A 15,965-nucleotide genomic window follows, 5' to 3' on the forward strand; every position below is an offset into this window, starting at 1 on the left:
CCATGACCCGCCTGATCTCCGCGCTTTCCGATCTTTCTCCTGCGCCGCAAGCCCTGCTCTGCGACCTCTGGGGCGTGCTGCACGACGGCTTGCGGGTGTTTCCCGCCGCCGCCGAGGCCCTGACCGCCTATCGGGCGCGCGGAGGCAGGGTGCTTCTGCTGACCAACGCGCCGCGTCCTGCGGCCAGCGTGATCGCGCAGCTCGACGGTCTGGGCGCGCCGCGCGAGGCCTATGACGGGGTGGTCTCCTCGGGAGACGCCACGCGGGCCGAGCTCGAATCCGGGCGCTGGGGAGAGCGTCTGGTCTTCATCGGCGCCGACAAGGACGAGCCTCTGCTCGAAGGCCTGGCTCTGGAGCGCGTCGCGCCGGAGGCGGCGGATTCGGTGCTCTGCGCGGGCTTCGCCCATGACGACCGCGAGACCGTGGCGGATTACATCCCCCTGATGGAGCGGGCTCTGGCGCGGGGTCTGCGGATGCTCTGCGCGAATCCGGATCTGCTGATCCATCGCGGCGGGCGCGAGGTGCCTTGCGCGGGGGCTCTGGCCGAGTGGTATGCGCGGCAGGGCGGCGAGGTGGTCTTCACGGGCAAGCCGCATCGGCCGATCTACGATCTGGCGCTGACGCGGCTCGGGGAGATCCTGGGCGGGCCGCCGGATCTGGCGCGAGTCCTGGCGGTGGGCGACGGCCCGGCCACGGACGTCCTCGGCGCGCGTCAGGCGGGGATTCCGGCGCTCTTCGTGACGGGCGGCATCGCCGTGCAGGACACCATGCAGGGCGGAGAGATCAGGCCCGACCTTCTCGACGCCTTCCTGAAGCGCCATGATCTGGCGCCTTCCTGGGCGATGGGCCATCTGGCCTGAGGCCTTTCCCTCGCGGCTCCGGATGGGGCAGACTGCCTTCCGCACAAGAAACCACAGGGAGGCCGTCATGCTCATGCGCCGCGAGGAAAGCTTTCTGCTGATCGTCGATCTTCAGGGCAAGCTCATGCCCGCCATGCGGCGGGGAGATCAGGCCCTTGAGGTCAGCGGGCGTCTGATCCGGGCGGCGCGGGCTCTGGGGGTTCCGGTGCGGATCAGCGAGCATTGCGCGAATCGCATCGGCCCCACCGAAGAGGGTCTGCGCGCTCTGGCGCGGCCCGAGGAGATCCTCGCGAAGACGCATTTCTCCATCGCCGACGAGCCGCAGGCTCTGGCGGAGCTGCGGGCTCTGGGGCGGCCTCTGGCGGTGATCACGGGCGCCGAGGCCCATGTCTGCGTGCTGCAGAGCGCGCTGGGGCTCAAGGCGGCGGGCTTCGCGCCGGTGGTGGCGGCGGACGCCGTCTCCTCGCGCTTCGAGGCGGACGAGACGGCGGGTCTGGCGCGTCTGGCGGCGGCGGGAGTCCCGGTCGTCACCAGCGAGATGGTCATGTTCGAATGGACCGCCGACGCGCAGCACCCCGCCTTCCGCGAGATCCTGGCGCTGATCAAGGAGAGGTGAGCGCGGCCCGAAAGGGCGCGGGAGCTTCAGCCTCCCGATCCCTCCTTGAGCGCCTCCAGCTCCAGCCATTCCTCTTCGGCGGCGGCCAGGGCGGCGCGACGCTCGATCAGGCCCGCGCCGGCCTTGGCGAAGGCGGCGGCGTCCTTCGCGTAAAGCGCCGGATTCGCGAGAAAGACCTCCAGCTTGTCGATCTCGCGGGCGAATTTCTCCATTTCGCCGGGCAGAAGCTCCAGCCGCCGCGTCTGGGCGTAGTTGAGCTTCTTCGTCGCCGGAGCGGGAGCAGGGGCGGGGGCGGATTTCGGCGAGGTTCTGGAGGCGGTTTTCTGGAGGGCTCTCGGGGCGGGCGCCTCCGCCGAGGCCGCGATTCCGCCGCCCTGAGCGAGCATGTCGGTCCAGCCTCCGGCGTATTCGGTGGCGCCGCCCGCGCCGTCGAGCCAGACGACCGAGGTGGCCACCGCGTCGAGGAAGGCGCGGTCATGGCTGACCAGCAGCACCGAGCCGTCGTAATCGGCGAGCAGCTCCTGAAGCAGGTCGAGGGTTTCGAGGTCGAGGTCGTTGGTCGGCTCGTCGAGGATCAGCAGGTTCGATTCCCGCGCCATGATCGCCGCGAGCAGCAGCCGCGCCCGTTCGCCGCCCGAGAGCGCCCCCACCGGACCCCGCGCCTGGCGCTCGTCGAAGAGGAACTCCTTGAGGTAGCCGACCACATGACGGGGCGTCCCGCGCACCATGATCTGGTCGTTCGAGCCCCTGGCCCCGAGCAGGGGGTCTCCGGTCAGGGTCTCCCAGAGCGAGATCGTCGGATCGAGCGTGCGGTCCTGATCCAGCCGCGCCGCGACGATGTTCGTGCCGAGCTTGATCTTGCCCGAATCCGGCGCGAGTTCGCCCGTGAGCATCTTGAGGAGGGTGGTCTTGCCCGCGCCGTTGGGCCCGGCGAGGGCCACGCGGTCGCCGCGCTGGACGATGATGGAGAAATCGTCGATCAGGCTGCGTCCGCCGAAGCTCTTCGAGATGTTTTCGGCCTCGATCAGCTTCTTGCCCGAGACCGGCCCGGATTCCAGAGCCATGGCGGCGGGGCCCTTGCGCAGCACCTGCGCGCGCCGTTCGCCGCGCAGCTCCTGGAGCCGCCGCAGACGCCCCTGATTGCGTTTGCGCCGCGCCGAGATGCCTTCCACCGCCCAGCGGCCTTCGGCCTTCAGGAAGCGGTCGAGCTTGTGGCGGCTCTGGTCCTCCTCCTCCCAGGTCTTGTCGCGCCAGGCCTCGAATTCGGCGAATCCGCGCTCCTGGCGGCGCAGCACGCCCCGGTCCAGCCAGAGCGTCGTCCGCGACAGCTTCTCCAGAAAGGCGCGGTCATGGCTGATGAGCGCGTAGCCCGTGCGCGTGCTCGACAGCTCCGCCTCCAGCCAGGAGATCGCCGAGATGTCGAGATGGTTGGTCGGCTCGTCGAGCAGCATGAAGTCGGGCTCTCCGGCGATCATGCGCGCGAGGGCCGCGCGGCGCTTCTCTCCGCCCGAGGCGCCGGAGGTCTCGCGGGCGCCGTCGATGCGCAGGCCCTCCATGGCGACCTCGGCCTTGTAGGCCTCGTCTTCGGGCAGATCCGCCGCGACATATGCGCCGAGCGTCGCGAAGCCGGAGAAATCGGGGGCCTGCGGCAGATAGGCGATCTTCGCGCCGGGCTGCACGAAGCGCGTCCCCGAATCGGGGAGCGCCAGACCCGCCGCGATCTTCATCAGCGTGGATTTCCCCGAGCCGTTGCGCCCGACCAGACAGAACCTGTCTCCAGGCCCCGCCGAGAGGGAGACCCCCTCGAAGAGCGGCGCGCCGCCGAAGGTCAGCGAGAGGTCGGAGAGGACGAGCAGAGGCGAGGGCGCCATGAGGAGACTCCAGCCTGCGGAGAGGCTCTGGACGAGGGAAGGAGCGCCTTACCTAGAGCGCCGCGCCGCGCAAGGGAAGAGGGCGCAGGACAGGGAGGCGGCTCTCTCGGGACGCGAAGGCTTCGTCGGAAGGCCCCGCAAATTGCGCGCGGCTTTCTTGCGGCGTCGCGCGGACCTTCTTATATAGCCGCTGAAGCCGCTCCGGTCGGGAAGCCGACGGGGAGCTTCGACTCCGCCGAAACCATCTTCAGGGAAGCGGGCGAAAGGCGGAACGCTTTCGCCCACGACGCCATACGAGGAAAGACATGGCCAAAGTCATTGGCATCGATCTTGGAACGACCAATTCCTGCGTCGCCATCATGGACGGCGCCCAGGCCCGCGTGATCGAGAACTCCGAAGGCGCGCGCACCACGCCTTCGATGGTGGCCTTCGCCGACGACGGCGAGCGCCTGGTGGGTCAGCCCGCCAAGCGTCAGGCCGTGACCAATCCCGAGAACACCCTCTTCGCCGTCAAGCGCCTCATCGGCCGCCGCTACGGCGATCCGACGGTGGACAAGGACAAGGGCATGGTGCCCTACAAGATCGTCGAGGGCGCCAACGGCGACGCCTGGGTGGAAGCCCGCGGCCAGAAATATTCGCCCTCGCAGATCTCGGCCTTCATCCTGCAGAAGATGAAGGAGACCGCGGAAAGCTATCTCGGCGAGACGGTCACCGAGGCGGTGATCACCGTCCCGGCCTATTTCAACGACGCCCAGCGTCAGGCCACCAAGGACGCCGGCAAGATCGCCGGACTCAACGTCCTGCGCATCATCAACGAGCCGACCGCGGCGGCGCTCTCCTACGGCCTCGACAAGCAGGACGGCAAGACCATCGCCGTCTACGACCTCGGCGGCGGCACCTTCGACATCTCGGTGCTCGAGATCGGCGACGGCGTCTTCGAGGTGAAGGCCACCAACGGCGACACCTTCCTCGGCGGCGAGGACTTCGACATCCGTCTGGTCAACTACCTCGCCGACGAGTTCAAGAAGGAGACCGGCATCGATCTGCGCAAGGACAAGCTCGCGCTCCAGCGCCTCAAGGAGGCCGCCGAAAAGGCGAAGATCGAGCTGTCGTCCGTCACCCAGACCGACGTCAACCTGCCCTTCATCACCGCCGACGCCTCCGGGCCCAAGCATCTGACGATGAAGCTCACCCGCGCCAAGTTCGAGTCGCTGGTGGACGACCTCGTGCAGAAGACCCTGCTGCCCTGCAAGGCGGCCCTCAAGGACGCGGGCGTCAGCGCCTCGCAGATCGACGAGGTGGTCCTCGTCGGCGGCATGACCCGCATGCCCAAGGTGCTCGAGGTCGTGAAGAGCTTCTTCGGCAAGGAGCCCCACAAGGGCGTCAACCCCGACGAGGTGGTGGCGCTCGGCGCGGCCATCCAGGCGGGCGTGCTCCAGGGCGACGTCAAGGACGTGGTGCTGCTCGACGTGACCCCGCTCTCGCTGGGCATCGAGACCAAGGGCGGCGTCTTCACCCGCCTGATCGACCGCAACACCACCATCCCGACCAAGAAGGCCCAGGTCTTCTCGACCGCCGAGGACAACCAGACCTCGGTGACGATCCGCGTCTTCCAGGGCGAGCGCGAGATGGCGGCGGACAACAAGCTCCTCGGCCAGTTCAACCTCGAGGACATTCCGCCGGCGCCCTCGGGCGTGCCGCAGATCGAGGTCGCCTTCGACATCGACGCCAACGGCATCGTCAACGTGAGCGCCAAGGACAAGGCCACCGCCAAGGAGAAGCGCATCTCCATCCAGGCTTCGGGCGGCCTCTCGGACGGCGACATCGACCGCATGGTCAAGGACGCCGAACAGCACGCCGAGAACGACCGTCAGCGTCGCGGCGAGGCCGAAGCCCGCAATCAGGGCGAGGCCGCGCTCCACAGCGCCGAGCGGTCGCTCCAGCAGCATGGCGAGAAGGTCTCCGAGGCCGAGCGCGCGCCGCTGGCCGCCGCCATCGAGGAGCTGCGCAAGGCTCTCGCGGGCGAGGACGTCGAAGCCGTGAAGTCGGGCACCCAGACCCTGACCCAGGCGGCGATGAAGTTCGGCGAAGGCGTCTACCGCAACGAGCAGGCCCGCAATCCGGGCGGGGCCTCCGACGCGACCGACGCCGAGTTCACCGAGCGCAAGGACGACTGAGCCGCGTGATCGGCGCCCGCCGCGAGTCCGCGCGTCGCGCTCCGGAGGTCTTCCGCCTCCGGGGCGCGGCGTCGCGCCGCCCCCCGTCAGCCGCCGCGCCATGGGACCATGATGGCCAAACGTGATTTCTACGACGTGCTCGGCGTCAGCCGCGACGCTTCGGATGAGGACATCAAGCGCGCTTTCCGTCAGCGCGCCAAGGAGTTCCATCCCGACGCCAACCGCGACGACCCCGAAGCCGAACGCCGCTTCAAGGAAGCCGGAGAGGCCTATGACGCCCTGAAGGATCCCCAGAAGCGCGCCGTCTACGACCGCTACGGCCATGAGGGCATGCAGGCGGGCATGGGCGGCGGAGGAGGAGGCTTCGGCGGATTCGGCGCCAGCGACTTCGCCTCCGCCTTCTCCGACGTCTTCGACGATCTCTTCGGCGACAACCGTCGCGGCGGCATGGGCGGCTTCGGCCGCGCCCGGGGCGGCGATCAGACCGCCAAGCTCAGCCTGACCCTCGAAGAGGCCTACGCCGGGGTGACGAAGGAGATGCGGGTGGCCACTCTGGCCCTCTGCGACCTCTGCCACGGCACGGGCGGAGAAGGCGGCTCCTCGCCCGTGACCTGCGGCACCTGCAAGGGGTCGGGGCGGGTGCGGGCCCAGCAGGGCTTCTTCACCATCGAACGCCCCTGTCCCACCTGCGGCGGACGCGGCCAGACGATCAAGACCCCCTGCCACGGCTGCGGCGGACAGGGCCGTCTGCGCAAGGAGCGGACCATCTCCGTCCAGGTGCCGAGGGGCGTCGAGGACGGCAACCGCATCCGTCTCGGCGGAGAAGGCGATTCCGGCGGGCCTCAGGGAACGCCGGGCGATCTCTACATCTTCATCGCCATCGAGAAGCATCCGATCTTCCAGCGCGACGGCATGGACCTCTATTGCAAGGTGCCGATCTCGATGGTGGACGCCTCCCTCGGGGCCGAAGTCGAGGCGCCGACCATCGACGGCGCCATGGCGCGGGTCTCGATTCCGGCGGGCGCCCAGAACGACCGGCGCTTCCGGCTGCGCGGCAAGGGCATGCCCACGCTGCGCGGCGAGCGGGTGGGGGACATGTACATCGAGCTCGAAGTGGAGACTCCGGTCAATCTCTCCGCGCGTCAGCGGGAGCTGCTGGAGGAGTTCCGCCGCGAAGGTCGGGATGGACGCAACAGCCCCTCGGCCGAGGGCTTCCTGAACCGCATCCGGGAGCTCTGGAGGAAGAAGTAGCCGGAGCCCCCTCCCGAGAATCCGGAAGACTTTCCGGAGAAATCGCGCGACCATGCGTCCGGTCCGGGCCTCGTCCGGACCGGAAAGGCGCTTCAGGGAGGGCCGGCGGCCTTGCAGATGGATTTCGGAGCGGTCTTGCGCGCTGCGGCTTTCTGCGCTCTGGCCGCGGGCTCCTTCGGGACGGCGGCGGCCCAGGCGCCCGAGCCTCCCGTCTCGCGGCCCGCGCCGCCGAGTCTGAAGGTTCCGCCGGGCCTGACCGAGGCCGAACGCGACGCGGTGTTGTCCTCCGGACCCTGGCGCAGGCTGGGCGAGGAGGAGATCCGCGAGGCCCTGCGCGGCAAGACCCTGCATTATCTGCTCTTCGGGCGTCCGCGCGGCGAGGAGCATCATTTCGAGGACGGACGCGTCGTCTGGCGCATGGAGGACGGCCTCTGTCTGGCGGGCGTCTGGGTGGCCAGAAACGAGACGCTCTGTTATTTCTACGGTTTCGGGCGCACCGGCTGCTGGACCATGATCGAGGGTCCGCAGGGCTACCGCCACCGGCCCCTCGAGGGCGAGGCGGCGGACGTGGTGGTGCGCCGCGTCAGCGAGGAGCCTGTCACATGCGCGCCCGTTCCCACCTCCTGAAGCCGATCTTCGCGGCCTGCCTTCTGGCCGTCGGCTCCTCCGCCTTCGCGCAGGACGAGGATCCGCGCGTCGAGGAGGCCCTCCCCGGAGAGCTCGTCGAGGCGCCGCCCATGCCCTCGCCGGAGGAGGCCCTGTCCCGGGCCGAGCTCATGGCGCGGGCTTCGGGCAAGGTGGTCGTCTACGAGGACGCCATGGGCCTGCCCTACGGCGAGGAGTATTTCGATCCCAACGGACGCGAAGTCACCTGGCGCTATCTGGACGGCGGCTGTCAGACGGCCTCCTGGACGGCGCAGGGCTCGCTGTTCTGCTTCGCCTACGACGAGCCGAGCTGCTGGCGCGTGCGCGCCGGAGACGATCCTCAGGGCGAATGGACCGCCCATCTGGTGACGGGCGCTTCGGACGGCTATACGGAGCAATGGGTGCGGATGGTCCGCTTCGAGGACCGGCGCCTGCAATGCGAGCCCGATTTCGTGGCCATGCTCCGGCCCTGACCCCCTGACCCCTGATCCTGACCGACCCTCCGGCTCCGCAATCCATGCGAGAGGATCGCGCAGGATTTCACCCGGGATTCAGACGCTCTTAAGCCGCCTCGCCTAAGCCTTCCTGCGACGGGCCCTGCGCCCTCCTGATCACGGGACTGGAAAGGCTTCTCCCATGCGGCTTCCTCTTCTCGCCTTCGTCCTCGCGGCCTGTCTTCCGGGCGCGGGGTCTTCCGTCGCCGCGGCCCAGAGCCTGTCCTTCCGGGTGACCGCGCATGTGCCGCTCGCCTGCCGCATCGACGCGAACGGAGAGACGCGCTGCAACACGCCCTCCGCGCCGGGCGAGGGGAGCGAGGCGGCCCGACGCTTCGGCGCCTCCTCCGCGACGCTGGTCGCCATGCCTCTGCGGGTGGATCCTCAGGGCTGGGTGGTGCGCTCCTTCGTGGCCTTCTGAGCCTTCGGGATCACTCCTTCGGGAAGGTGGCCTGCATGGAGGGGCGCTGCGAGAAGCCTTCGAACCAGGCCTTGAGCCGGGGGCGGCTCTCCAGACCGGGCGAGACGGGCTTGCGCAGCTCCATCCAGCCGAGCGCCGAAGCCGTCGCGAGATGCCCGATGTCCAGCGGCCCGTTGAGATGGGCGATCCAGCGCGCCTCCAGCCGGTCGAGCGCGGCCTGGAGCTTGGTCGTCTGGGCGGCGATCCAGCCCGGCGAGCGCTCGGATTCGGGGCGCATGGTCTCGTAGCGGATGAGGATTCCCGCGTCGAGCAGCCCGTCCGCCAGAGATTGCAGCGTCAGGGCCCTCCAGCGGGCTTCTCCTGCGGGGAAGAAGGTCGGGCCTTCGTGGCGCGAATCGAGATATTCGCAGATCACCCGGCTGTCGTAGAGCGCCGGGCCTTCCTCCGGCACGAGGCAGGGCACCTTCCCGAGCGGATTATAGGCCGCCGTTTCGGCGTTGCGGTCCCAGGGGGTGCCGCGCCCGTCGATCAGTTCGAGCCCTTCGGCGAGGCCCGCCTCATGGGCCAGCAGCATGACCTTGCGCACATAGGGCGAAGTCGGAGACCAGTAGAGCTTCATGACGCGTCCTTCGGGGGCGGCGCGCGATGCGGCGGCGGACGCCGACGCGCGGGTCTGACGGATTCGGGAGCGGGTTCGGGCTTCGCCTTCGCCTCCTCGCGGGGGGCGAAGCCCTTCACGGCGCGGCGGACGAGGGCGGCGGCGGCGGCGGCCTGAGCGGCGCGCGTCAGGAGAAGGCGGAGCATCTGGGTCTCTCCCGGCAGGCCGCCCGCGAGGGACGGCGGAAAGGACGGAGCGCGCCCCGTCCGGATCCGGAATCTGGGGAGAGCCGGAGCCGAGGTCAATCCCGCTCCCGCAAGGAGGACTTCAGCGGTCTGGGCTCCAGCGGTCGCGGGCGCGGGCGTCGGCCTCGCGGGCCTCGATCCAGCGGGCGCCCTGGGGGCCTTCCTCGCGCTTCCAGAAGGGGGCGTCGGTCTTGAGGCGGTCCATCAGGAAGGCGGCGGACTCGAAGGCGTCCCGGCGATGGGGCGAGGCCGTCGCCACCATCACGATGCGTTCGCCGGGCGTCAGCCTGCCGTGGCGATGGACGATCCGGCAGCCCTCCAGAGCCCAGCGGCGCCGGGCCTCGGCCTCGAGAGCCTCCAGCGCCCTTTCGGCCATGCCCGGATAATGCTCCAGGGTCAGGGCGGCCACCGACCCCTTCTCGCCGCGCACATGGCCGAGGAAGCTGACCACCGCTCCTGCGGCGCCCGCCTCGGCGGCCAGGGCTTCGAGTTCGGCGGCGGGGTCGAAATCCTCGGCCTGAACCCGGACGGCCATGCTCAGTCCTCCGCGGCGGCGTCGTCGCCCGAGGGCTCGGCGGCTTCGGGGGCGGCGCCCTGGTTCTGCGGCGGCGCGGCGCGGGGTCCGCGCGGCGGACGGGGCTCGCCGACGCGCGTCGGACGGCCGATCACGCCCTGAAGGTCGCTCAGGTCGATGAAGCTGTCGGCCTGGCGGCGCAGGTCGTCGGAGATCATCGGCGGCGTCGAGGCGATGGTGGAGACCACGCTCACGCGCTTGCCCATCCGCTGGAGCGCCTCGACCAGGCGGCGGAAGTCGCCGTCTCCGGAGAAGATCACGATGTGGTCGATGTTGGGCGCGAGCTCCATGGCGTCCACGGCCAGCTCGATGTCCATGTTGCCCTTGATCTTCCGGCGTCCGCCCGCGTCGGTGTACTCCTTGGTCGGCTTGGTGACCATGGTGTAGCCGTTGTAGTCGAGCCAGTCGACCAGGGGACGGATGGGAGAATAATCGTCGTTCTCGATCAGGGCGGTGTAGTAGAAGGCCCGGACCAGCTTGCCGCGCGCGGCGAACTCGCTGAGCAACTTCTTGTAATCGATGTCGAAACCGAGCGCACGGGCGGCGGCGTAGAGATTCGAGCCGTCGATGAAGAGCGCGAGTCTGTCGTCGCGATAAAACATCTGTATGCCTCTATGGTTTTGGAAGTATGAAAGAGCGGATCGGACTCAATGAGGCGTCCGACTCCACGGGAGCAGGGCGCAAGATAATCCGGCGCGCGGGAGAATCAATGTGAATGACGCGCGAGACCGCGATCCCCTCCATCAGGATCAATCGATCCTTCTGGGCCTCGGCGCGAATCTGGACGGCCTTTTCGGACCGCCCGTCGCGACGCTGGAGACGGCGCTGAAGCGGCTGGAGGCGGAGGGAATCCGCGTGGCGGCGCGCTCGCGCTGGCGGCGCACGCCGCCCTGGCCTCCGGGCTCGGACCAGCCCGACTACGTCAACGGCGCCGCCCTGCTGGAGACCGATCTCGAGCCTGAAGCCCTGCTGACGATCCTGCTGAAGGTGGAGGCCGAGATGGGCCGCACCCGCGAGGCCGTCTGGGCGCCGCGGGTCTGCGACCTCGACCTGCTGACCTGCGGCCAGATCCTGCGCCCGGACGCGGAGGAATGGCTCCGTCTGTCCGAGGCGGTTCATCCGCCTCTGGATCAGCCTTTCCTCGTGCTGCCGCATCCGCGCCTGCATCTGCGCTTCTTCGCGCTGGAGCCTGCGGCGGAGCTGGCGCCGCACTGGCGTCATCCGGTCTTCGGGCGGGATCTGGTCGAGATGGCCGGGCGTCTGGGCGGCGGCTGACGGGCCTCCGCCCTGCGGATCAGCGGCCCTGGGGCGCGGAGAAGGCGAGACGCGCCTCCAGAAGCTGGGCGGCGGCGGTCAGGCCTTCGGGGTCGATGCCGTGGCCGAGGCCGGGGCGGGCGAGGGTCATGACCTCCACGCCCGCGGCTTCGAGCGCCGCGCGGGCCTCGCCCATGGCGGCGAAGGGCACCACCGGATCCTCTTCGCCATGGGCCAGCAGCACCGGAGGCCGCGAGCGGATCTGGGGAACCAGCATCTCCGGATTGACGATGCGTCCCGAGAATCCCACGATGGCCGCCAGAGGATTGGTCCGGCGCAGGCCCACTTCGAGGCTCATCATGGTGCCCTGGCTGAAGCCCACCAGAGCCACGCGGGCGTCGGGCAGGCCGTAGAGCTCGCGCTCGGCGTCGAGGAAGCCGTCCAGCGCCGCCCCCGCCGCAAGGAAGCCCTGCTCCATGGCCGCCTGAGAGGAGCCGTCCATCCAGGGGATGGGGAACCACTGGAAGCCGAAAGGCGAGGCGCGGCAGCGTTGCGGCGCGTCGGGCGCCACGAAGGCGGCCTCGGGCAGGATCGCCCCCAGAGGCCGCGACAATCCGATGAGGTCCTCGCCGTTCGCCCCGTAGCCATGCACGAAGATCACGAGGCTTTTCGCGCGCCCCGGCGCGGCGCCCGCGCGCGGACCATCCAGACGGCTCATGGAGCAGACTCCTCGGGATCTCGGCGCCGGGCCGCAGCGCGGCGCGCCTGAAGGGACAGGAGGGCGGCTTTCCGCCTCCGCATGACGGAAAGGTAAGGCGCGTCCCGATTCGACGCAAGCGCCCCCGCAAGCCGGCCCGCCCGGCCCGCCCTCAGCGGAAGAGGTGGCTGCGGATGCGCGCTTCGAGATCGGGCCAGGCCTCGGGGGCGTGATGGGCCTCCTCGGAGCGTCCGGCGGCCTCGCGCACCCAGGGGTCGGCGGCGAAATGCAGCAGATGCACGTCGGGCGCCGCGCGGGCCGCCGAAGCGATCTGACGCGGAGTGTCGTCGGCGAAGGTGACGGGGGCGCGGATCAGGTCGCTGAGGTATTTCAGCGCCGGACCCTTGGGGCCGATGTTGGCCACCACCGGAACCGGCATCCCCAGATCCGCGAGGTTGAAGATCCGGTCCTCGCGGGCCGAGACCGGGCAATTGGTCAGCACGATCACCTGGGCGCCGTCCTGCGCCAGCCGCGCGAGGGCCTCGGCGGCGCCGGGAAAGGCGCTCTGGCGGCGGGTCTCGGTGGTGAAGAACTGCTCCACCAGAGGATCCGAGATCTCCGTCTCGACGCGGCCTTCGGGATCCTTGATCCGGGTGACGGTATGGCGATAGCCCGGCGCGAAGCTCAGGCGATAGCCGCGTTCGCCCAGATAGCGGTCGAAATGGGCGGCGAAGTCCAGCAGCACGTCGTCGGCGTCGAAGACCGCCAGAGGGCGGCCCTTCTCCAGCTCCAGCTCGAAGAGCTGCGGCCACACGAGGTCATGCACCGGATAGCCGCGCAGCGAGAGCGGCTTCTCCCTGCGCCCGCCCTTCGGCGCGGCTCCGCCCGTCAGTCCGGCGAGAATCCGGGCGCCCCATCCGGGCCTGTCGTTGATCCGTCCGCTCATGCCTGCGTCCTCACGCCCAGTCCCGGGTCAGGTCTCCGGAGAAGCCCGGAAGGGCCGCCCGCGCCGCCATGGGCTCCTCCGGCGCGAGCCGGGCCTCGGCGCAGAAGGCCAGCAAGGCGGATTCATCCGCCAGAAGCCAGTCGAGCAGCCCCCCCAGAGCCGCCGGATCGCGGGCCGCCGCGCCGAGATCTCCGGGGGCGAGCCCCGAAAAGGCGAGGAATCCGTTCAGGCGTTCGGGCTCTGCGGCGGTCCAGGCGAGGGCGCGCAAGGCGACGGTCTCCGCTTCCTCGCGGTTCGGGCGGGATTTCATGATCGTCCTACAGAATTCCTTAACTTCCCTCGCGCCAATCTGGTCGTCGAAACGCGGGGCGTCAACAGGCCCGGCCTCATCCTTGCGGAGCGGAGCCTCATGTCCAAGACCATCCTCATCGTGGAGGATAACGAGCTGAACATGAAGCTCTTTCATGACCTCCTCGTGGCGCAGGGCTATCAGGTGCTCCAGAGCTACGACGGCATGGAGGCCATGGAGCTCGCCCGGCGCCATGTTCCCGACCTGATTCTGATGGATATCCAGCTTCCGCACGTCTCCGGACTGGAGGCGACCAAATGGATCAAGGAGGACGACGACCTGCGCCATATTCCCGTCATCGCCATCACGGCCTTCGCCATGAAGGGCGACGAGGAGAAGATCCGCGACGGAGGCTGCGAGGATTACATCGCCAAGCCGATTTCGGTCGTCAATTTCCTGAACACCGTCAAGAAATACGTGGAATAAGCGCAGGGGCTCCCGTGGATCCGGGCGCGGATCCGGGACGGCGTTCGAGAAGGCAGGGGAGGTGGAGATGTCGGCGCGCATCCTGGTGGTCGACGACGTCGCGGCCAACGTCAAGCTGCTCGAAGCCAAGCTCAAGGCCGAGTATTACACCGTCCTCACCGCCATGAACGGCTTCGACGCCCTGCGCGTCGCCCGCGAGGAGCAGCCGGACCTGATCCTGCTCGACGTGATGATGCCGCGCATGGACGGATTCGAGGTCTGCCGCCGCCTCAAGGCCGATCCCGAGATGGCGCATATTCCGGTCGTGATGGTCACGGCGCTGGATCAGCCCTCGGACCGCGTGCGCGGACTCGAGGTCGGCGCCGACGACTTCCTGACCAAACCGCCGAATCAGCTCGCGCTTCTGGCGCGGGTGCGCAGCCTCGTGCGGGTCAAGATGATGATCGACGAGCTGCGCATGCGCGACGAGACCAGCCGCAGCCTCGGGCTCGACGCCCCCTGGCTCGACCCCAGCGCCCGCCGCTTCGACGGACGCGTGGTGGTGGTCGACGAGCGCGGCCCGCTCTTCGAGACGGTGCGTCCCGCCCTGACCGAGCGCGTCGGGGTGCGCTGCCTGAGGGCGAACGGCCGGGACGAGGCTCTGGAGGCCGCCCGCGCCGCCGAGACCGATCTCTTCCTCATCGACGCCGCCATGGTCCACACCGAGGCGCTGCGGCTCTGTTCGGAGCTGCGCTCCTCGCCGGAGGCGCGCCACAGCGCCCTGCTGCTCATCGTGGACGACCGCGATTACGAGACCATCGCCCGGGCGCTGGATCTCGGGGCGAACGACTACGTCATGCGCCCCGTGGACGAACACGAGCTGATCGCCCGTTCGCTGTCGCAGATCCGCCGCAAGCGCTTCTCGGAGCGGTTGCGCGACAACATGGCGGCGGGTCTGCGCATGGCCGCCACCGATCCCATGACGGGGCTCTACAACCGCCGTTACGCGGGGGTTCATCTGGCCACGCTCATGCGGCGCGGCATGGCGGACAAGGCGCCGCTCGCGGCGCTGCTGCTCGACATCGACCGCTTCAAGACCATCAACGACCGCTACGGCCATCCGGCGGGCGACGCCGTGATCGTCGAGGTGGCGCGGCGCATGCGCGAGAAGATCCGGAATCTGGATCTGGCGGCGCGGATCGGCGGCGAGGAGTTCCTCGTGGTGATGCCCGGCGCCAATCAGGCCGAGGGCCTGCGGGTCGCCGAGCGGCTGCGCGACGCCATGGCGGCCGCCCCTTTCGTGATCACCCAGAACGACGGCTCTTCGCTGTCCATCGAGGTGACGGTGAGCGTGGGGGTTTCGGAGAGCCGGGGCCTGGAGCCCGACGATCCCGAGGATCTGCTCCGCCGCGCCGACGGGGCGCTGTATGAATCCAAGCGCATGGGCCGCAACCGCGTGACCTGCGCGGCGGCCTGATCCTCTCCGGTCGGGACCGTTTCTCCTGCGGCGACGCTTCGTTGCGTCGCCCGGGCTTGGGCGCCCGGGATTTCCGGCCCATATTGGCCGCAGACCCGAGCGACAAAGCCAAGGAGGACTCCCCATGAGCTGGAATCCCGCGCTGGATCCCGTCTGCCCCGAGGGCGACGAGGTGGACCGCATCGCCTTCGAGATCGTGCCGCGCGCGCGGGATCTCGGGGATTTCGAGGTGCGCCGCGCCTTGCCTTCGGTCCAGAGGCAGATGGTGGGGCCTTTCATCTTCTTCGATCAGGCGGGGCCTGCGGAGTTCCTGACGGGGCAGGGCGTGGACGTGCGGCCTCATCCGCATATCGGGCTCGGGACGGTGACCTATCTCTATCGCGGCGAGTTCTTCCATCGCGACAGCACCGGCGCGGCTCAGGTGGTCGAGCCGGGGGCGGTGAACTGGATGATCGCGGGCAAGGGGGTCACCCATTCCGAGCGCACCCGTCCCGCGACGCGCAAAGGCCCGCATGAGCTCTTCGGCGTCCAGACCTGGATGGCTTTGCCCGAGGATCAGGAGGACCGTGCCCCGAGCTTCGCCCATCACGGCAAGCAGAGCCTGCCGGTGATCGAGGCCGAGGGCAAGCAGGTGCGGCTGATCCTCGGGACTCTCTACGGCCAGCAGGCTCCGGCGGAGATGCTGAGCGAAACCTTCTACGCCGACGCCCTGATCCAGCCCGGCGCGGTCCTGCCTCTGCCGAACGAGCATGAGGATCGCGGGATCTACATCCTCGAAGGCGAGGTGGAGATTTCGGGGCGTCGGTTCGCGCCGGGCCGGATGCTGGTCTTTCGGCCGGGCGATCCCATCGACGTGAAATCCGTGGGACGGCTTCCGGCGCGCATCATGATGCTCGGCGGGGCGACCATGGAGGGGCCGCGTCATATCTGGTGGAATTTCGTCTCCTCCTCCAAGGAGAAGATCGAGGAGGCCAAAGAGGCCTGGCGCCGCGGCGATTTCCGCGACGGACTTTTCAGCCTGCCGCCCGGCGACGACTTCGAATATATCGACGCCCCGGAAAGGTGAGGGCGGTTTTGGGGGCGGC

The 15,965-nt window shown here is 69.3% G+C and carries 19 protein-coding genes; 11 read left to right on the top strand and 8 right to left on the bottom strand.

What is annotated here, in order from left to right; all coding sequences use genetic code 11:
• Nucleotides 1–2: 2 nt before the first annotated feature.
• Together PHN62_RS06090 and PHN62_RS06095 are read left to right on the top strand one after the other, a co-directional pair.
• On the top strand, nucleotides 3–860 hold the full coding sequence (locus PHN62_RS06090) for a TIGR01459 family HAD-type hydrolase (RefSeq protein WP_300147756.1): 858 nt from the start codon (nucleotides 3–5) through the stop codon (nucleotides 858–860).
• Between the two features lie 67 nt (nucleotides 861–927).
• The gene (locus tag PHN62_RS06095) at nucleotides 928–1,476 is read left to right on the top strand and encodes an isochorismatase family protein (protein WP_300147759.1); all 549 of its coding nucleotides are present in this window, start codon (nucleotides 928–930) and stop codon (nucleotides 1,474–1,476) included.
• A 26-nt stretch (nucleotides 1,477–1,502) separates the two neighbouring features.
• On the opposite strand, the gene PHN62_RS06100 is transcribed toward PHN62_RS06095, so the two are convergent.
• Nucleotides 1,503–3,347 (bottom strand): ABC-F family ATP-binding cassette domain-containing protein, encoded by a 1,845-nt coding sequence (locus PHN62_RS06100; protein ID WP_300147761.1) that lies wholly within the window; start codon nucleotides 3,345–3,347, stop codon nucleotides 1,503–1,505.
• Nucleotides 3,348–3,652: 305 nt separating this feature from the next.
• Between PHN62_RS06100 and dnaK the strand changes: the two genes are divergently transcribed.
• The 5 genes from dnaK to PHN62_RS06125 all read left to right on the top strand — a co-directional run bounded on the left by dnaK (nucleotide 3,653) and on the right by PHN62_RS06125 (nucleotide 8,335).
• Entirely contained in the window at nucleotides 3,653–5,524 is a 1,872-nt protein-coding gene (gene dnaK / locus PHN62_RS06105; protein ID WP_300147764.1) for a molecular chaperone DnaK, read from the top strand.
• 111 nt (nucleotides 5,525–5,635) lie between these two features.
• Nucleotides 5,636–6,775, top strand: a complete 1,140-nt coding sequence (gene dnaJ / locus PHN62_RS06110; RefSeq protein WP_300147767.1) for a molecular chaperone DnaJ — start codon at nucleotides 5,636–5,638, stop codon at nucleotides 6,773–6,775.
• A gap of 111 nt (nucleotides 6,776–6,886) precedes the next feature.
• Nucleotides 6,887–7,402, top strand: coding sequence for a hypothetical protein (locus PHN62_RS06115; protein ID WP_300147769.1), 516 nt, complete (start codon nucleotides 6,887–6,889; stop codon nucleotides 7,400–7,402).
• Nucleotides 7,378–7,893, top strand: a complete 516-nt coding sequence (locus PHN62_RS06120) for a hypothetical protein (RefSeq protein ID WP_300147772.1) — start codon at nucleotides 7,378–7,380, stop codon at nucleotides 7,891–7,893. The genes PHN62_RS06115 and PHN62_RS06120 overlap by 25 nt, the downstream gene beginning before the upstream one ends.
• Nucleotides 7,894–8,056: 163 nt before the next feature.
• The gene (locus PHN62_RS06125) at nucleotides 8,057–8,335 is read left to right on the top strand and encodes a hypothetical protein (protein WP_300147775.1); all 279 of its coding nucleotides are present in this window, start codon (nucleotides 8,057–8,059) and stop codon (nucleotides 8,333–8,335) included.
• Nucleotides 8,336–8,345: 10 nt separating this feature from the next.
• On the opposite strand, the gene PHN62_RS06130 is transcribed toward PHN62_RS06125, so the two are convergent.
• The 4 genes from PHN62_RS06130 to PHN62_RS06145 form a co-directional block, all read right to left on the bottom strand.
• Nucleotides 8,346–8,954, bottom strand: coding sequence for a glutathione S-transferase N-terminal domain-containing protein (locus PHN62_RS06130; protein ID WP_300147778.1), 609 nt, complete (start codon nucleotides 8,952–8,954; stop codon nucleotides 8,346–8,348).
• Nucleotides 8,951–9,139, bottom strand: a complete 189-nt coding sequence (locus PHN62_RS06135) for a hypothetical protein (RefSeq protein WP_300147781.1) — start codon at nucleotides 9,137–9,139, stop codon at nucleotides 8,951–8,953. Before PHN62_RS06135 ends, PHN62_RS06130 begins: the two co-directional genes overlap by 4 nt.
• 121 nt (nucleotides 9,140–9,260) lie before the next feature.
• Nucleotides 9,261–9,713, bottom strand: coding sequence for a molybdenum cofactor biosynthesis protein MoaE (locus tag PHN62_RS06140; protein ID WP_300147784.1), 453 nt, complete (start codon nucleotides 9,711–9,713; stop codon nucleotides 9,261–9,263).
• A 2-nt stretch (nucleotides 9,714–9,715) separates the two neighbouring features.
• Nucleotides 9,716–10,354, bottom strand: coding sequence for an NYN domain-containing protein (locus tag PHN62_RS06145; RefSeq protein WP_300147787.1), 639 nt, complete (start codon nucleotides 10,352–10,354; stop codon nucleotides 9,716–9,718).
• A 109-nt stretch (nucleotides 10,355–10,463) separates the two neighbouring features.
• Here PHN62_RS06145 and folK point away from each other — a divergent pair, with 109 nt between their 5' ends.
• Nucleotides 10,464–11,027 carry a 2-amino-4-hydroxy-6-hydroxymethyldihydropteridine diphosphokinase gene (gene folK, locus PHN62_RS06150; RefSeq protein ID WP_300147789.1) on the top strand — a complete coding sequence of 188 codons (564 nt, stop codon included), beginning with the start codon at nucleotides 10,464–10,466 and terminating at the stop codon, nucleotides 11,025–11,027.
• 19 nt (nucleotides 11,028–11,046) lie between these two features.
• Here folK and PHN62_RS06155 read toward each other — a convergent pair whose 3' ends face one another.
• The 3 genes from PHN62_RS06155 to PHN62_RS06165 all read right to left on the bottom strand — a co-directional run bounded on the left by PHN62_RS06155 (nucleotide 11,047) and on the right by PHN62_RS06165 (nucleotide 12,959).
• Nucleotides 11,047–11,724 (bottom strand): dienelactone hydrolase family protein, encoded by a 678-nt coding sequence (locus PHN62_RS06155; protein WP_300147792.1) that lies wholly within the window; start codon nucleotides 11,722–11,724, stop codon nucleotides 11,047–11,049.
• A gap of 151 nt (nucleotides 11,725–11,875) precedes the next feature.
• Complete coding sequence (locus PHN62_RS06160; RefSeq protein WP_300147795.1) at nucleotides 11,876–12,649, bottom strand: hypothetical protein; 774 nt, start codon at nucleotides 12,647–12,649, stop codon at nucleotides 11,876–11,878.
• Between the two features lie 10 nt (nucleotides 12,650–12,659).
• Nucleotides 12,660–12,959 (bottom strand): DUF3572 domain-containing protein, encoded by a 300-nt coding sequence (locus PHN62_RS06165; RefSeq protein ID WP_300147797.1) that lies wholly within the window; start codon nucleotides 12,957–12,959, stop codon nucleotides 12,660–12,662.
• A 99-nt stretch (nucleotides 12,960–13,058) separates the two neighbouring features.
• Between PHN62_RS06165 and PHN62_RS06170 the strand changes: the two genes are divergently transcribed.
• The 3 genes from PHN62_RS06170 to PHN62_RS06180 all read left to right on the top strand — a co-directional run bounded on the left by PHN62_RS06170 (nucleotide 13,059) and on the right by PHN62_RS06180 (nucleotide 15,946).
• On the top strand, nucleotides 13,059–13,424 hold the full coding sequence (locus tag PHN62_RS06170) for a response regulator (protein ID WP_300147800.1): 366 nt from the start codon (nucleotides 13,059–13,061) through the stop codon (nucleotides 13,422–13,424).
• 67 nt (nucleotides 13,425–13,491) lie between these two features.
• Nucleotides 13,492–14,880 carry a PleD family two-component system response regulator gene (locus PHN62_RS06175; RefSeq protein ID WP_300147803.1) on the top strand — a complete coding sequence of 463 codons (1,389 nt, stop codon included), beginning with the start codon at nucleotides 13,492–13,494 and terminating at the stop codon, nucleotides 14,878–14,880.
• A 124-nt stretch (nucleotides 14,881–15,004) separates the two neighbouring features.
• Nucleotides 15,005–15,946 (top strand): pirin family protein, encoded by a 942-nt coding sequence (locus PHN62_RS06180; RefSeq protein ID WP_300147805.1) that lies wholly within the window; start codon nucleotides 15,005–15,007, stop codon nucleotides 15,944–15,946.
• Nucleotides 15,947–15,965: the final 19 nt, after the last annotated feature.

This window comes from Neomegalonema sp. (assembly GCF_028688855.1).
Taxonomy (GTDB): domain Bacteria; phylum Pseudomonadota; class Alphaproteobacteria; order Rhodobacterales; family Rhodobacteraceae; genus Neomegalonema.

What these genes read in the sequence shown, in the direction of transcription:
- PHN62_RS06095 (WP_300147759.1), top strand. Translation starts at nt 928, where the DNA reads ATGCTCATGCGCCGCGAGGAAAGCTTTCTGCTGATCGTCGATCTTCAG.
- PHN62_RS06170 (WP_300147800.1), top strand. Translation starts at nt 13,059, where the DNA reads ATGTCCAAGACCATCCTCATCGTGGAGGATAACGAGCTGAACATGAAG.
- PHN62_RS06120 (WP_300147772.1), top strand. Translation starts at nt 7,378, where the DNA reads ATGCGCGCCCGTTCCCACCTCCTGAAGCCGATCTTCGCGGCCTGCCTT.
- PHN62_RS06145 (WP_300147787.1), bottom strand. Translation starts at nt 10,354, where the DNA reads ATGTTTTATCGCGACGACAGACTCGCGCTCTTCATCGACGGCTCGAAT.
- PHN62_RS06090 (WP_300147756.1), top strand. Translation starts at nt 3, where the DNA reads ATGACCCGCCTGATCTCCGCGCTTTCCGATCTTTCTCCTGCGCCGCAA.
- PHN62_RS06180 (WP_300147805.1), top strand. Translation starts at nt 15,005, where the DNA reads ATGAGCTGGAATCCCGCGCTGGATCCCGTCTGCCCCGAGGGCGACGAG.
- PHN62_RS06130 (WP_300147778.1), bottom strand. Translation starts at nt 8,954, where the DNA reads ATGAAGCTCTACTGGTCTCCGACTTCGCCCTATGTGCGCAAGGTCATG.
- PHN62_RS06125 (WP_300147775.1), top strand. Translation starts at nt 8,057, where the DNA reads ATGCGGCTTCCTCTTCTCGCCTTCGTCCTCGCGGCCTGTCTTCCGGGC.
- PHN62_RS06155 (WP_300147792.1), bottom strand. Translation starts at nt 11,724, where the DNA reads ATGAGCCGTCTGGATGGTCCGCGCGCGGGCGCCGCGCCGGGGCGCGCG.
- PHN62_RS06100 (WP_300147761.1), bottom strand. Translation starts at nt 3,347, where the DNA reads ATGGCGCCCTCGCCTCTGCTCGTCCTCTCCGACCTCTCGCTGACCTTC.
- PHN62_RS06140 (WP_300147784.1), bottom strand. Translation starts at nt 9,713, where the DNA reads ATGGCCGTCCGGGTTCAGGCCGAGGATTTCGACCCCGCCGCCGAACTC.
- PHN62_RS06135 (WP_300147781.1), bottom strand. Translation starts at nt 9,139, where the DNA reads ATGCTCCGCCTTCTCCTGACGCGCGCCGCTCAGGCCGCCGCCGCCGCC.
- PHN62_RS06175 (WP_300147803.1), top strand. Translation starts at nt 13,492, where the DNA reads ATGTCGGCGCGCATCCTGGTGGTCGACGACGTCGCGGCCAACGTCAAG.
- PHN62_RS06160 (WP_300147795.1), bottom strand. Translation starts at nt 12,649, where the DNA reads ATGAGCGGACGGATCAACGACAGGCCCGGATGGGGCGCCCGGATTCTC.
- dnaJ (WP_300147767.1), top strand. Translation starts at nt 5,636, where the DNA reads ATGGCCAAACGTGATTTCTACGACGTGCTCGGCGTCAGCCGCGACGCT.
- PHN62_RS06165 (WP_300147797.1), bottom strand. Translation starts at nt 12,959, where the DNA reads ATGAAATCCCGCCCGAACCGCGAGGAAGCGGAGACCGTCGCCTTGCGC.
- dnaK (WP_300147764.1), top strand. Translation starts at nt 3,653, where the DNA reads ATGGCCAAAGTCATTGGCATCGATCTTGGAACGACCAATTCCTGCGTC.